11 protein-coding genes are annotated in these 14,498 nt (G+C 66.0%); 8 read left to right on the top strand and 3 right to left on the bottom strand.

What is annotated here, in order from left to right; all coding sequences use genetic code 11:
• Nucleotides 1-5: 5 nt before the first annotated feature.
• A complete protein-coding gene (locus ACIPZG_RS02690; protein ID WP_400709924.1) occupies nt 6-2,336 on the bottom strand; it encodes an FdhF/YdeP family oxidoreductase in 2,331 nt (776 codons plus the stop codon).
• A 303-nt stretch (nt 2,337-2,639) separates the two neighbouring features.
• Between ACIPZG_RS02690 and moaA the strand changes: the two genes are divergently transcribed.
• The 3 genes from moaA (at nt 2,640) to ACIPZG_RS02675 (ending at nt 5,555) form a co-directional block, all read left to right on the top strand.
• Complete coding sequence (gene moaA / locus ACIPZG_RS02685; protein WP_400709921.1) at nt 2,640-3,644, top strand: GTP 3',8-cyclase MoaA; 1,005 nt, start codon at nt 2,640-2,642, stop codon at nt 3,642-3,644.
• A gap of 20 nt (nt 3,645-3,664) precedes the next feature.
• Nucleotides 3,665-4,564: a bestrophin family protein gene (locus ACIPZG_RS02680; protein WP_400709918.1), complete on the top strand. Its 900-nt coding sequence runs from the start codon at nt 3,665-3,667 to the stop codon at nt 4,562-4,564.
• Between the two features lie 103 nt (nt 4,565-4,667).
• Nucleotides 4,668-5,555, top strand: a complete 888-nt coding sequence (locus tag ACIPZG_RS02675) for a LysR family transcriptional regulator (protein WP_400639348.1) — start codon at nt 4,668-4,670, stop codon at nt 5,553-5,555.
• Here ACIPZG_RS02675 and ACIPZG_RS02670 read toward each other — a convergent pair.
• Complete coding sequence (locus tag ACIPZG_RS02670; protein WP_400709915.1) at nt 5,543-6,325, bottom strand: helix-turn-helix domain-containing protein; 783 nt, start codon at nt 6,323-6,325, stop codon at nt 5,543-5,545. The two genes, ACIPZG_RS02675 and ACIPZG_RS02670, sit on opposite strands and share 13 nt — an antisense overlap.
• 379 nt (nt 6,326-6,704) lie before the next feature.
• On the opposite strand from ACIPZG_RS02670, the gene ACIPZG_RS02665 reads away from it, so the two are divergent.
• From ACIPZG_RS02665 to ACIPZG_RS02645, 5 genes are all read left to right on the top strand, one after another.
• Nucleotides 6,705-8,321, top strand: coding sequence for an APC family permease (locus ACIPZG_RS02665; protein ID WP_400709912.1), 1,617 nt, complete (start codon nt 6,705-6,707; stop codon nt 8,319-8,321).
• Nucleotides 8,322-8,435: 114 nt separating this feature from the next.
• The gene (locus ACIPZG_RS02660) at nt 8,436-9,362 is read left to right on the top strand and encodes a 4-hydroxyproline epimerase (RefSeq protein WP_008100641.1); all 927 of its coding nucleotides are present in this window, start codon (nt 8,436-8,438) and stop codon (nt 9,360-9,362) included.
• 55 nt (nt 9,363-9,417) lie between these two features.
• Entirely contained in the window at nt 9,418-10,365 is a 948-nt protein-coding gene (locus ACIPZG_RS02655; protein WP_400709909.1) for a dihydrodipicolinate synthase family protein, read from the top strand.
• Between the two features lie 140 nt (nt 10,366-10,505).
• Nucleotides 10,506-12,083, top strand: coding sequence for an aldehyde dehydrogenase (NADP(+)) (locus ACIPZG_RS02650; protein ID WP_400709906.1), 1,578 nt, complete (start codon nt 10,506-10,508; stop codon nt 12,081-12,083).
• Nucleotides 12,084-12,086: 3 nt separating this feature from the next.
• Nucleotides 12,087-13,337, top strand: coding sequence for an NAD(P)/FAD-dependent oxidoreductase (locus ACIPZG_RS02645; protein ID WP_400709903.1), 1,251 nt, complete (start codon nt 12,087-12,089; stop codon nt 13,335-13,337).
• Between the two features lie 31 nt (nt 13,338-13,368).
• Here ACIPZG_RS02645 and xenA read toward each other — a convergent pair whose 3' ends face one another.
• Entirely contained in the window at nt 13,369-14,460 is a 1,092-nt protein-coding gene (xenA, locus tag ACIPZG_RS02640) for a xenobiotic reductase XenA (protein ID WP_400709900.1), read from the bottom strand.
• Nucleotides 14,461-14,498 lie beyond the last annotated feature (38 nt).

The following is a 14,498-nucleotide window of genomic DNA, read 5'->3' as shown; positions in this document are numbered from 1 at the left end:
CCCCATCAATCAGCGGCAAGCACCGCCTCGATCCGGTTCCCCGCCCTGGCCTTCTCCAATCGAATGGCCACAAACTTCGAAGTCGGTGTATAGGTCCCTTCCCCATAACTGTCCAACGGCACCAAAGGATTGGTCTCCGGGTAATACGCCGCCGCCTGCCCATCCGGAATGTCATAAGGCACCAGTCGGAACCCCGACACCCGCCGCTCCACGCCATCTTCCCACAGCGACACCAGGTCCACGTGCTCGCCCGGCTCGAAGCCCAGCCGACGGATATCCGCCTCGCTGACGAACACCACCTCACGCAAGCCGAACACCCCGCGGTAACGATCATCGAGCCCGTACAGCGTGGTGTTGTACTGGTCATGCGAGCGCATGGTCTGCAGGATCAGGTCTGGCTTGTCGCCCCGCGCCAGCACCTTGGCATTGACCAGTTGCTCAGGCAGCGGGCTGGGGCTGAAGCGCGCCTTGCCGGTGGCGGTACGCCAATTGCGTTGCGCCGCGCTGTTGCCCAAGTGGAAGCCGCCGGGATGCTGCAGGCGCTCGTTGAAATCGGCGAAGCCCGGGATGACATCGGCGATCATCGCGCGAATACGGCTGTAATCGGCGACCGCATATTCCCAGTCGATCGGCTTGTTGCCCAAGGTGGCCTTGGCCATGCCGGCCACGATCCACGGTTCCGAACGCAGGTGCGGCGAACGCGGACGAAGCTGGCCGTGGGAGATGTGCACCATGCTGAACGTGTCTTCCACAGTCACCCCCTGCGGGCCGTCGTCCTGCAGGTCGATCTCGGTACGGCCCAGGCAGGGCAGGATCAACGCATCGCGGCCGGTGACCAGGTGTGAGCGGTTGAGCTTGGTGGAGATCTGCACGGTCAGCGCGCAGTTGCGCAGGGCCGCGTGGGTGCGTGGCGTGTCCGGCGTGGCCTGGGCGAAGTTGCCACCGAGCCCGATGAACACCTTGGCCCGCCCCTCCTCCATGGCCTTGATCGCCAGCACCGCGTTATGCCCGTGGGCACGCGGCACGCGGAAGTGAAACCGTTTTTCCAGGGCATCGAGCAGCGCCGCCCTAGGCTTCTCGTCGATGCCCATGGTGCGGTCGCCCTGCACGTTGCTGTGGCCCCGCACCGGCGACAGCCCGGCCCCCGGCTTGCCGACGTTGCCGCGCAGCAGCTGCAGGTTGACGATTTCCTGCACGGTCGCCACCGAGTGGCGGTGCTGGGTCACGCCCATGGCCCAGCACATGATCACTCGCTGGGCCTTGCGGTACATGCGCGCGGCCAGCTCGATCTCGGCCAGGGTCAGGCCCGATTGCGCGACGATATGCGCCCACGGGGTGGCGTCCACCGCTTCCAGGTAGGCGTCCACGCCACTGGTGTGCTCGGCGATGAAGGCATGGTCGAACACCGCCGGCTCGCCCTTGGCCTGGGCCTCGCGCTCCCACTGCAGCAGGTATTTGGCGATACCGCGCATGGCCGCCATGTCGCCGCCCAGGGCAGGGCGGAAGTAGGCGCTGGTGGTCGGTTCCGAGCCGTTGCTGAGCATTTCGAACGGGTGCTGCGGGTGCTGGAAGCGCTCCAGGCCACGCTCCTTGAGCGGGTTGAAACACACCACCTGAGCACCGCGCTTGACCGCTTCACGCAGCGGTTCGAGCATGCGCGGGTGGTTGGTGCCAGGGTTCTGGCCGATGACGAAGATCGCGTCGGCCAGCTCCAGGTCATGGAACACCACCGTGCCCTTGCCTACCCCGAGCGTTTCCGACATGCCCACGCCGCTGGCTTCATGGCACATGTTCGAGCAGTCGGGGAAGTTGTTGGTGCCGTAGGCGCGCACGAACAGCTGGTACAGGAACGCCGCCTCGTTGCTGGCCCGGCCCGAAGTGTAGAACTCGGCCTGATCGGGCGAGTCAAGCGCCTGCAGGTGCCGGGCGACCAGGGCGAACGCTTCTTGCCAGGTGGTTTCGACGTAATGGTCGGTGGCCGCGTCGTAGCGCATGGGGTGGGTCAAACGGCCCTGGAACTCGAGCCAGTAGTCGGTCTGCTCGGCCAGGGCACTGACGCTGTACCTGGCGAAGAAGGCGGGGTCCACCGAACGCCCGGTGGCCTCCCAGTTGACCGCCTTGGCGCCGTTCTCGCAGAACTTGACCATGTCGCTTTCCGGCGACTCGCCCCAGGCACAGCCCGGGCAGTCGAAGCCGCCGTTCTGGTTGGTCTTGAGCATGGCCCGCAGGTTCTTGAAGGCGTTCTCGCTGCCCAGCCAGCTCTTGGTCACGCTCTTGAGCGCACCCCAGCCCGCGGCGGGGCCTTTGTAGTCCCTGATGTGTTGGTCCTGGCTCATGGGGGTGAATCCTCACGCGGGCGTGTAAAAGATGCAGCGGGTCGTAGCCCGGTGCTTTTTTCCAGCCTAGGGAGGGCGGTGTAGAGCCGTCCAATCGATATGGCTTACGGTGTGATAAACCGCGTCGATCACGGTTTTGATGCTCGGTTTTTTTCAAGTCGCGGGAATGCGATCAAGGCTTCGGCATACAAGGGCTGCAGCCGTGATAGAGGATATTGATCGAACAGTCGGGCAAAGCAATTTGACGGGGGGCCCGGCAGGTAATAGCTTGAACCTAACACCCCAACCCTGCCGAGCGCCCACGTGGAACAGACCAGCCGCCCCCTGATCGACGGCTTCAACCGCAAAATCGACTACCTGCGGATGTCGGTGACGGACCGCTGCGACTTCCGTTGTGTCTACTGCATGGCCGAAGACATGCAGTTCCTGCCGCGCCAGCAGATCCTCAGCCTCGAAGAACTGTTCCAGGTGGCCGAGCGCTTCGTCGCCCTGGGCACCCGCAAGATCCGCCTGACCGGTGGCGAGCCGCTGGTGCGCCAGGGCATCGTCGACCTGTGCGGGCGTATCGCCGCCCTGCCCGGCCTGCGCGAGCTGTGCATGACCAGCAACGGCTCGCAACTCGGGCGCCTGGCCCAACCGCTGTTCGATGCCGGGCTGTCGCGCCTGAACATCAGCCTCGACAGCCTGGATGCCGAGCGTTTCAAGCAACTGACCCGCACCGGCGACCTGCAGCAGGTGATCGCCGGCATCGACGCCGCACGCCGTGCCGGCTTCCAGCGCATCAAGCTCAACTGCGTGGTGCTCAAGGGCCGCAACGACCATGAACTGGTCGACCTGGTGCGCTTTGCCATCGACCGCGAACTGGACATCACCTTCATCGAGGAAATGCCGCTCGGGGTGATCAGCGAGCATGAGCGCGGCGAGTCGTTCTGCTCCAGCGATGAAGTGCGCGCGCGCCTGGCCGAGCACTTCACCTTGATCGAGTCGACCGAATCGTCACAGGGCCCGGCACGCTACTGGCGCCTGGCTGAAGCCGCGCACACCCGCGTCGGCTTCATCTCGCCGCACAGCCACAACTTCTGCGCCACCTGCAACCGCGTGCGCCTGACCGTCGAAGGCCGCCTGCTGCTGTGCCTGGGCAACGAACATTCGGTGGACCTCAAGCAAGTGCTGCGGGCTCACCCGGGCAATGCCGAGCGCCTGGAACAAGCCATCCGCGACTCGCTGCACCTCAAGCCCTACCGCCACCACTTCGAAGTGGGTGGCGATGTGCAGATCCTGCGCTTCATGAACATGACCGGCGGCTAACCCACTGCCATTGGAATTCCATGATCGTCCACCCCCATCCCGATGTCCTGCGTGTGCTGTTCACCCTCAAGGGATCGATCGTAAAGCGCATCGCTATGCGCTGCCTGATGGTCACCTTGTTGGCTGCACTGATCGTGCTGGTCGAACGTCACTTCCCGGCATTCTTCTACCCGGTCAGTGCCACGCCCTTCACCTTGCTCGGCCTGTCGCTGTCGATCTTCATGAGCTTTCGCAACAACGCCTGCTACGACCGCTGGTGGGAAGGGCGCAAGGCCTGGGGCAAGCTGATCATCGAAACCCGCTCGTTCGTGCGCGAAAGCGTGGTGATCGACGATGCCCAGCTTCGTACCCAGCTGCTGCGCAACCTGTGCGGCTTTGCCCACGCCCTGAGTGCGCGGCTACGCAACGAGGACGAAGCGCGCGCCGCGCGGCCTTGGCTGGGCGACGACGCGCGAGTGGCCGCGCACAACGTCTGCGATGGCATCCTGCGCGAGATGGGCGAGCATTGTTCACGGCTGGCCGGGCAGCAACGCATCAGCGAATGGCGCTACACCCTGCTGGAGCAGCGCCTGGCCGGCCTGACCGAGGTCCAGGCGACGTGCGAACGGATCAAGGGCACGCCACTGCCTTTCCCCTATACCTTGCTGCTGCACCGCACCATCTACATCTTCTGCCTGCTGCTGCCGTTCGCCCTGGCCGAGCCGCTGGGCTGGCTGGCACCGCTGTTCACCACCATCGTCGGCTATACCTTCTTTGGCCTGGATGCGATTGGCAATGAGCTTGAGGACCCGTTCGGGCGGGACGAGAACGACCTGCCGATGGATGCCATGGTGCGCACGGTCGAGCGGGATGTGCTGGGGGCATTGGGGGTCGAGCCGCTGCCACCGGCGTTGCAGCCCGTGGATCATGTGTTGAGTTGAGGGCCCCATCGCCGAGGCGTCCAATCGATATGGCGAACCAGCCGATCAATGACATCTATCGCAGACTTGGTTAAGGTCTGCCCAACCAACCCCAGGCCCCCCCATGGACATCAAGCAGCTCAAGTTCCTCATCGCCCTCGACCAGACCCGCCACTTCGGCCAGGCCGCGGCGCTGTGCCACATCACCCAGCCGACCCTGTCCATGCGCCTGCGCAACCTGGAGGACGAGCTGGACCTGATGCTGGTCAAGCGCGGCCAGCGCTTCGAAGGCTTCACCGAAGCCGGCGAGCGTATCCTGGCCTGGGCCCGCACCCTGCTCGCCGCCCATGACGGCCTGCAGGCCGAGGCCGCCAGCTGCCGTGGCCAGGTGGTCGGCAGCCTGCGCCTGGGTAGCGTGCCGCTGGCCAGCTTCAACACCATGAGCCTGCTGATGCCACTGCGCGAGAAATACCCCGAGCTGCAGTACCAGCTCAGCACGCACAGCACCGAACAGATCATGGATGGCCTGAGCCGCAACCAGCTCGACCTGGGGATCTGCTACCTGGACCAGGTCAACGCCAGCTTCTTCGAAGTGATCGAGCTGGGCACCACCACCATGGGCCTGTTGCACGATACCCGGCACTTCCAGCTCGATACCCCGCAACTGCAATGGAGCGAACTGGCTGACCTGCCGCTGGGCCTGCTCAGCAAGGGCATGCACTACCGCCAGTCGCTGGACCTGAGCTTGCGCAGCCGTGGCCTGGAACCCATGGCCGTGCTGGAAAGCGACTCCAGCTTCCAGCTGATCCAGGCCATCACCGCCGGCGTGTGCTGCGCGGTGATGCCGCTGAACTTCGGGCTGGAAGACTTGAGCGAACACCTGCGCATCATCCCCATCGCCGACGCCAGCATCCACAGCCCGGTCGGCCTGCTGCTGCGCCGCAGCGAGCCGCGCTCGGCGATTGCCGAGCAGTGCTTCACCGAGGCGCGTGCCCTCTTTCAAGCCTCCTGAAGCGCCGTCGCCTGGCGGTACTGGCGGGGGGTAAAGCCCGTCAGTTGCTTGAACTGCCGGCTGAACGCGCTGTGGTCGGTGTAGCCGCATTGCAGGGCCACCTCGGTGATCGGCAGGTCGCTGTGCAGCAGGCGATGGGCCTTCTCCAGGCGGGCCTTGTGGATCATCTGTCGCGGCGTGAGGTGGAATACCCGCTTGCAGTAGCGCTCCAGCTGCGCCACGGAAATCCCAGCGATGCGGGTCAGTTCGCCCATGCTGATCGGCTGGTGGAAATGCTGGCGGATGTGCTCGTCCACGGCCGCCAGGCGCTGGTAGGCGGGATGGGTGTCGGCGGCTGACTGCAGGTCGACGGAGATGCCTACCAGGCCGATGATCGCGCCCGCGGGGTTGTACAGCGGGCGCTTGTGGGTCAGGCACCAGCCGGGTTCGCGGCTGCCGTACAGGTGCAGTTCCAGCTGGTCCTCCAGCACCATGCCTTGTTGCAACACTCGGCGATCCTGCTCGGTGTAGCCGGGGCCCAGCTGCGCCGGGAAAACCTCGGCGCTGGTCTTGCCCAGCAACGGCTGCAGACGCTTGAGGCCGCAGCGCTGGACCAGCGTGGTGTTGGCCAGCACGTAGCGGGCGTCGGGGTCCTTGATGAAGATCGCGGCGTTGGGGATGGCGTCGAGGATTGGCAGCAGCAGGGAGACACTGGCGAGCAGGGCCTCGAGGGTGGCGGGGCGGTGCTGTTCGAGGGACTGGTACAGGGTTGCCAGGAGCGCTTGTGTCATATCGATTCTCGAAGGTGAGGCTACTGGCCTCTTCGCGGGACAAGCCCGCTCCCACAGATCCCCCACTGTCTTCAGGCACGGTGTGATACCTGTGGGAGCGGGCTTGTCCCGCGAAAGGGCCGGCAGCTTCACCACACCTTTACAGCCCTTATCTACTGTGTCCTCCAGCCTATCCACCGAGCCCACCCGGCCGCCAGCGTTTTCTGCAACTGTGCCGATTTCGTCATCCAGCTTGCAGAAAACCATCAAGAACCGACGCCCCCGCCCGGTCCACTCTATGCCCCACGCAAGCCGCCCCATCCCTACAAGAGCGCGGCCGTACAAGCCGTATCACGTGACATCAGACCTGCCTATCCAAAACCTACAAAAAGGCGCACCCATGTCAGGCAAATTCAAGAAACAGCTGTCATTGCTCGACCTCACCTTCATCGGCCTCGGCGCCATCTTCGGCTCCGGCTGGCTGTTCGCCGCCAGCCACGTGTCGGCCATCGCCGGCCCGGCCGGTATCCTCTCCTGGTTCCTCGGCGGTTTCGCCGTGTTGCTGCTGGGCATCGTCTACTGCGAGCTCGGCGCCGCCCTGCCACGTGCCGGCGGTGTGGTGCGCTACCCGGTGTACTCGCACGGCCCGCTGCTCGGCTACCTGATGGGCTTCATCACGCTGATCGCCTTTTCCAGCCTGATCGCCATCGAAGTGGTCGCTTCCCGCCAGTACGCCGCCGCCTGGTTTCCCGGGCTGACCAAGGCCGGCTCCAGCGACCCCACCGTGCTCGGCTGGCTGGTGCAGTTCGCCTTGCTGGGGCTGTTCTTCTTGCTCAACTACCGCAGCGTGAAGACCTTCGCCAAGGCCAACAACCTGGTCAGCGTGTTCAAGTTCATCGTGCCGTTGCTGGTGATCGGCGTGCTGTTCACCTTCTTCAAGCCTGAGAATTTCGAGGTCCAAGGGTTTGCCCCGTTCGGCCTGTCCGGCGTGGAAATGGCGGTGTCGGCCGGTGGCATCATTTTCGCCTACCTAGGCCTGACGCCGATCATCTCGGTGGCCAGCGAAGTGAAGAACCCGCAGCGCACCATCCCGATCGCGCTGATCCTCTCGGTACTGCTGTCCACCGCGATCTATGCCCTGCTGCAACTGGCCTTCCTCGGCAGCATCCCGACCGAAATGCTCGCCAACGGCTGGGCTGGCGTGACCAAGGAACTGGCCCTGCCCTACCGTGACATCGCCCTGGCCCTGGGCGTCGGCTGGCTGGCCTACCTGGTGGTGGCCGATGCGGTGATCTCGCCCAGCGGCTGCGGCAACATCTACATGAACGCCACCCCGCGCGTGGTCTATGGCTGGGCGCAGACCGGTACCTTCTTCAAATACTTCACCCGTATCGACGAGCAATCCGGCATCCCGCGCCCTGCCCTGTGGCTGACCTTTGGTCTGTCGGTGTTCTGGACCCTGCCGTTCCCGTCCTGGGAAGCGCTGATCAACGTGGTTTCCGCCGCCCTGGTGCTGAGCTACGCCGTGGCCCCGGTCACCGTCGCCGCCCTGCGCCGCAACGCACCGGACATGCCGCGCCCGTTCCGGGTCATGGGCATGGGCGTGCTCGGCCCGCTGTCGTTCATCATCGCCGCGTTGATCGTCTACTGGTCCGGCTGGAACACCGTGTCGTGGCTGCTGGCCCTGCAGATCGTGATGTTCGTGCTGTACCTGCTGTGTGCCCGTTTCGTACCTACCCAGCACCTGTCGCTGGCCCAGCAAGTGCGCTCGTCGGCCTGGCTGATCGGTTTCTACGCGGTGACCATCCTGCTGTCCTGGCTCGGGAGCTTTGGCGGCCTGGGCGTGCTTGCTCACCCGTTCGACACCCTTGCCGTGGCCGCCTGTGCACTGGGCATCTACTACTGGGGCGCGGCCACCGGGGTGCCGGCTCACCTGGTGCGCCTGGAGGGCGAGGATGAAAGCGAAGCCAGCCACGAGGTGCCGGCAGCCAAGCGCCCGGCTGCACTGGCTTCTTGAAGGCTGCTGGCCCTATCGCCGGCAAGCCGGCTCCCACAATGCCTGCGCTGTACCTGTGGGAGCCGGCTTGCCGGCGATGAGGCCCGCAAGCGCACCAAATATTCGGAGATGTCCATGAAACACGTTCACGTCATCGACTCCCACACCGGCGGCGAACCCACCCGCCTGGTGATGAAGGGCTTCCCCACCCTCAACGGCCGCAGCATGGCTGAGCAGCGCGACGAACTGCGCGAGCTGCACGACGACTGGCGCCGTGCCTGCCTGCTGGAGCCACGCGGCAACGACGTGCTGGTCGGCGCGCTGTACTGCCCACCGGTGTCGGCCGACGCCACCTGCGGGGTGATCTTCTTCAACAACACCGGCTACCTGAACATGTGTGGCCACGGCACCATCGGCCTGGTCGCCTCGCTGCAGCACCTGGGCCTGATCGAACCCGGCGTGCACAAGATCGACACTCCAGTCGGCCAGGTCAGCGCCACCCTGCATGAAGACGGTGCGGTCACCGTCGGCAACGTACCGGCCTACCGCTACCGCCAGCAGGTGCCGGTGGACGTTCCAGGCCACGGCGTGGTGCACGGCGACATCGCCTGGGGTGGCAACTGGTTCTTCCTGGTGTCCGAGCATGGCCAGCGCATCGCGCTGGACAACCGCGAAGCCCTCACCGAGTACACCTGGGCCATGCTCAAGGCCCTCGAAGCCCAGGGCATCACCGGCGAGCACGGCGCCCTCATCGACCATGTCGAGCTGTTCGCCGATGACGCCAACGCCGACAGCCGCAATTTCGTCATGTGCCCCGGCAAGGCCTACGACCGCTCTCCCTGCGGCACCGGCACCAGCGCCAAGCTGGCGTGCCTGGCCGCCGACGGCAAGCTCGCCGAAGGCCAGACCTGGGTCCAGGCCAGCATCACCGGCAGCCAGTTCCACGGCCGCTACCAGCGCGAGGGCGAGCGCATTCGCCCGTTCATCACCGGCCGCGCCTACATGACCGCCGACAGCACCCTGCTGATCGACGAACAGGATCCGTTTGCCTGGGGCATCTGACGCCCCTGGCCTTTTTCTTCGCAACCCCGACTGAATACTGCAAGGAGTGACACCCATGAGCGACAACATCTTCACTGGCTGCATGCCCGCCCTGATGACCCCGTGCACCGCCGCGCGCAAACCGGACTTCGACGCCCTGGTGCGCAAGGGCCTTGAGCTGATCGAAGCCGGCATGAGCGCGGTGGTGTACTGCGGCTCGATGGGCGACTGGCCGCTGCTGACCGAGGCCGAGCGCCAGGAAGGCGTGGCGCGCCTGGTGGCCGCCGGCATCCCGACCATCGTTGGCACCGGCGCGGTGAACACCCGCGAGGCCGTGGCCCATGCTGCCCATGCCGCCAAGGTCGGCGCCGCCGGCCTGATGGTCATCCCCCGCGTGCTGTCGCGCGGTGCCTCGCTGATCGCCCAGAAGCACCACTTCTCGGCGATCCTCGCGGCCGCGCCGAAGCTGCCGGCAGTGATCTACAACAGCCCCTACTACGGCTTCGCCACCCGCGCCGACCTGTTCTTCGAACTGCGTCGCGAATACCCGAACCTGATCGGTTTCAAGGAATTCGGTGGCGGCGCCGACCTGCGCTATGCCGCCGAGCACATCACCTCCAAGGATGACGACGTGACCTTGATGGTCGGCGTCGACACCCAGGTGGTGCATGGCTTCGTCAACTGCAACGCCACCGGCGCCATCACCGGCATCGGCAACGCCCTGCCGCGTGAAGTGCTGCAACTGGTGAGCCTTAGCAAGCAAGCCGCCAAGGGCGATGCCCGGGCCCGCCGTCTGGCGCGTGAGCTGGAGTCGGCGCTGGCGGTGCTGTCGTCGTTCGATGAAGGCTGCGACCTGGTGCTGTACTACAAGCACCTGATGGTGCTCAACGGCGACACCGAGTACAGCCTGCACTTCAATGAAACCGACGAGCTCACCGACGCCCAGCGCAACTACGCCGAGCAGCAGTACGCGCTGTTCCGCAGCTGGTACGCCAACTGGTCGGCCGAGCAGCACCTGGCCTGATCCGTGGGGCTGCTTCGCAGCCCATCGCCGGCAAGCCGGCTCCCACAATCTGAAACCTGTGATGACCTTGTGGGAGCCGGCTTGCCGGCGATGGGCCGCGCAGCGGCCCGCTTTCTGAACCCAATTCCCAAGGATGCCCCATGTCCCTGACAGGCAACCTGCTGATCGGCCAGCGCGCCGTGACCGGCAGCCAAGCAGCCATCCGCGCCATCGACCCGGCCACCAACCAGGCGCTGGAACCCGCTTACGCCGGTGGCACCGGCGAGCACGTTGCCCAGGCCTGCGCCCTGGCCTGGACGGCGTTCGACCGCTACCGCGAGACTTCACTCGAACAACGTGCAGCGTTTCTCGACACCATCGCCGACCAGATCGAAGCGCTGGGCGACGCCCTGATCGACCGCGCCGTGGCCGAAAGCGGCCTGCCCAAGGCGCGTATCCAGGGCGAGCGCGGCCGCACCTGCACGCAACTGCGGACCTTCGCCCGCGTGGTGCGCGACGGCGAGTGGCTGGATGTACGGGTCGACAACCACCTCCCCGACCGCCAGCCCCTGCCCCGCGCCGACCTGCGCCAACGCCAGGTGGCCCTGGGCCCGGTCGCCGTATTCGGCGCCAGCAACTTCCCCCTGGCCTTCTCGGTGGCCGGGGGCGACACCGCCTCGGCCCTGGCGGCCGGTTGCCCGGTGGTGGTCAAAGCCCACGGTGCCCACCCCGGCACCAGCGAACTGGTCGGCCAGGCCGTGGCACGCGCCGTGCAACTGTGCGGGCTGCCCGAGGGCGTGTTCTCGCTGCTGTATGGCGCGGGCCGTGAAGTCGGCATTGCCCTGGTCAGCGACCCACGCATCAAGGCCGTCGGTTTCACCGGTTCGCGCAGCGGCGGCATCGCCCTGTGCCAGGCCGCCCAGGCGCGCCCGGAGCCGATCCCGGTGTATGCGGAAATGAGTTCGATCAACCCGGTTTTCCTCTTCGATGCGGCCCTGCAGGCACGGGCCGAGTCGCTGGCCCAAGGCTTCGTCGCTTCGCTGACCCAGGGGGCCGGCCAGTTCTGCACCAATCCTGGCCTGGTCATCGCCCGCCAGGGGCCCGCGTTGCAGCGCTTCATTGCCGCCGCCAGCGAGCAAGTGCGCCAAGCCGCTGCGCAGACCATGCTCACCCCAGGCATCCACAGCGCCTATGCAGCCGGTATCGCTGCCTTGGCCGACAACGCCAATGCCCAGGTCGCCGCCAGCGGCCAGCCGCAGCACGGTCCCAACCAGTGCCAGGCGCAGCTGTTCGTTACCCAGGCGGGTGCATTCCTCACCGACCCGGCGCTGCAGGCCGAAGTGTTCGGCGCCGCCTCGCTGGTGGTCGCCTGTGAAAACGACGCGCAAGTGCACCAGGTTGCCGAGCACCTGGAGGGTCAGCTGACCGCCACCCTGCACCTGGACGACGGCGACCTGGACAGCGCCCGCGCCCTGCTGCCGACCTTGGAACGCAAAGCCGGACGCATTCTGGTCAACGGTTGGCCAACGGGGGTGGAAGTGTGCGATGCCATGGTCCACGGCGGGCCGTTCCCGGCCACGTCCGATGCCCGCAGCACCTCGGTGGGCACGGCGGCGATCCTGCGTTTCCTGCGCCCGGTGTGCTACCAGGACTTCCCGGATGCCCTGCTACCGCAGGCGTTGAAGCACGGCAACCCGCTGCAGCTGCGGCGTTTGCTCGACGGCAAGCGGGAACGCTGAATCATGCTCGATGCCTCCCCTGAAACCGATATCGCCGTGGTCGGCGCCGGCATCGTCGGCGTCGCCTGCGCCCTGCAACTGGCCCGCCAGGGCCGCCGGGTGCTGCTGATCGACCGCCAGGCGCCGGGCCACGGCGCGTCCTACGGCAATGCCGGGCACCTGGCCACCGAGCAGGTATTCCCCATCGCCGACCTGTCGATCCTCAAGCGCCTGCCACGCATGCTGCTGGACCCGATGGGCCCGCTGCGGCTGGACTGGAAGTACCTGCCAAAAGCGCTGCCCTGGTTCACCCGCCTGCTGCTCAACCTGCGCCCGGCCCCGTTCCAGCGCAGCGTGTCGGGTATTCGCGCGTTGAACGAGGGCAGCCTCGGGGCCTGGCAACGTTTGCTGGGCTCGATCGGGCGTAGCGACCTGTTCAAAGAGGATGGTTCGCTGCTGGTGTTCGAACGGCCCGAGTCGCGCCAGGCGCTGGAAGCCTTGCGCACACGTATGCAGCAACAGGATGTGGCGGTGGACATGTGGTCGGCCGGCGCCGTGCACGAAGCCGCGCCGCAGCTGAACCCTTCGCTGCTCGGCGGGCTGTTCTTCCCTGGTACCGGGCATTTTCTGGACCCCTATCGGGTGGTTTGCGAACTGTTCGAGGCGGCCAAGGCCAGTGGCGTGCGTTTCGTCCAGGGGCAGGTCGACGGCGGGCAGCTGGACGGTCAGGGCGTCAAGCTGGCCAGTGACCGTGGATTCTTCAGTGCGCGCCAGGTGCTGATCAGCTGCGGCGCCCATTCTGCGCAGCTGACGGCCACGCTGACGGGCAAGCGCGTGCCACTGGACACCGAGCGCGGCTATCACCTGATGTTGCCTGGCGAGCACCAGCGCCTGCCGTTCGCGGTGACCTCGCTGGAGCGCAAGTTCATCATGACGCCGATGGCTGACGGGCTACGCCTGGCGGGCACGGTGGAATTCGCCGGGCTGGAGGCGCCACCGAGCATGCAACGGGCGTGGCAGTTGCACCGGTTGAGCAAGGGGTTGTTCAAGCGGGATCTGGAGATCGAGGGGGCTACACCGTGGATGGGGTTCAGGCCTTCGCTGCCGGATTCGTTGCCGGTGATCGATCGGGTGTGCGATGGGCGGGTGTTGCTTGCGTTTGGGCATCAGCACCTGGGGTTGACCCAGGCGGCGGTGACGGCGCAATGGGTGGGGCGGTTGGCTGAGCGGGAGGCTGGCGCGGATCTTGGGGCTTATCGGCTGGATCGGTTTTGAGGCGGGGGCCGCTGTGCGGCCCCGCCTTCACTCAGCGATAACGCTCAAGCCAATGCGCATACGGCGCAGGCAAGGTCCACGCCGCTTTATCCACGCCCAACGCCTTGGCCGCAAAATACGCCCAATGCGGGTCGGCCAAATGCGCACGCCCCACCGACACCAGGTCGAGCTGATTGGCCTGCAGCGCCGCTTCCGCCAACTGCGGCGTACCAAACCCCCAAGCCGAAGTCACCGGCAACCCCGCCTCGCGGCGCACGCGCTCGGCAATCGGCCCCATGAACGCCGGGCCCCATGGAATGCTGGTTTCAGGGATGGTGAAACCGACACTCACACTCAGCAGATCAAGGCCACCTGCCTTGAACATACGCGCCAGCTCAATGGATTCATCCAAGGTCTGCTCATCCCGACCGTCATACTCCAGCACACCAAAACGGGCCGTCAGCGGCAGGTGTTCCGGCCATACCTCACGCACGGCAGCCAGGGTTTCCAGCAGGAAGCGGCTACGGTTCTCGAAGCTGCCGCCATAAGCGTCAGTACGCTGGTTGGAATGTTCAGAGAAGAAGCTCTGGCCCAGGTAACCATGGGCAAAGTGCAGCTCGATCCACTCGAAGCCGGCGTCCCGCGCACGGCGGGCGGCATCGGCGAAGTCCTGCTTGACTCGGGCGATATCGTCCAGGGTCATTTCGCGCGGCACTTTCGGCAGGTGCGCACCAAAGGCGATGGCCGAGGGGGCGATGGTTTCCCAGCCACGGGCATCGTCAGCGGCGATATGGTCGTCACCTTCCCACGGGCGGTTGGCGCTGGCCTTGCGCCCGGCATGGGCGATCTGGATACCGGGCACCGAGCCCGCGGCCTTGATCGCCTGCACCACCGGCACGAAGGCCTGGGCATGGGCGTCGCTCCAGATACCGGCGCAGCCGGGGGTGATGCGCCCTTCCGGCGCCACTGCAGTGGCCTCGACCACCATCAGGCCGGCGCCACCCCGTGCCAAGCTGGCGTAATGCACCTGGTGCCAGTCGTTGATCATGCCGTCCTCGGCCATGTACTGGCACATCGGCGGAATGGCAATGCGGTTGCGCAGGGTGACGTCCTTGAGGGTATAGGGTTCGAACAATGCAGACATGAGCAGACTCCAGGGTCTTTCGAATACGATTGTTCGAT

It is taken from the genome of Pseudomonas sp. NPDC089395 (genome assembly GCF_044749525.1).
In the GTDB taxonomy this organism is placed as follows: domain Bacteria; phylum Pseudomonadota; class Gammaproteobacteria; order Pseudomonadales; family Pseudomonadaceae; genus Aquipseudomonas.
The sequence above is the reverse complement of the archived record's forward strand: the minus strand, read 5'-3'. Positions and strand labels throughout refer to the sequence as shown.

Coding starts and splice junctions, on each gene's coding strand:
- xenA (WP_400709900.1), bottom strand. CDS start 14,460: ATGTCTGCATTGTTCGAACCCTATACCCTCAAGGACGTCACCCTGCGC.
- ACIPZG_RS02680 (WP_400709918.1), top strand. CDS start 3,665: ATGATCGTCCACCCCCATCCCGATGTCCTGCGTGTGCTGTTCACCCTC.
- ACIPZG_RS02655 (WP_400709909.1), top strand. CDS start 9,418: ATGAGCGACAACATCTTCACTGGCTGCATGCCCGCCCTGATGACCCCG.
- ACIPZG_RS02690 (WP_400709924.1), bottom strand. CDS start 2,336: ATGAGCCAGGACCAACACATCAGGGACTACAAAGGCCCCGCCGCGGGC.
- ACIPZG_RS02660 (WP_008100641.1), top strand. CDS start 8,436: ATGAAACACGTTCACGTCATCGACTCCCACACCGGCGGCGAACCCACC.
- ACIPZG_RS02645 (WP_400709903.1), top strand. CDS start 12,087: ATGCTCGATGCCTCCCCTGAAACCGATATCGCCGTGGTCGGCGCCGGC.
- ACIPZG_RS02650 (WP_400709906.1), top strand. CDS start 10,506: ATGTCCCTGACAGGCAACCTGCTGATCGGCCAGCGCGCCGTGACCGGC.
- ACIPZG_RS02675 (WP_400639348.1), top strand. CDS start 4,668: ATGGACATCAAGCAGCTCAAGTTCCTCATCGCCCTCGACCAGACCCGC.
- ACIPZG_RS02665 (WP_400709912.1), top strand. CDS start 6,705: ATGTCAGGCAAATTCAAGAAACAGCTGTCATTGCTCGACCTCACCTTC.
- ACIPZG_RS02670 (WP_400709915.1), bottom strand. CDS start 6,325: ATGACACAAGCGCTCCTGGCAACCCTGTACCAGTCCCTCGAACAGCAC.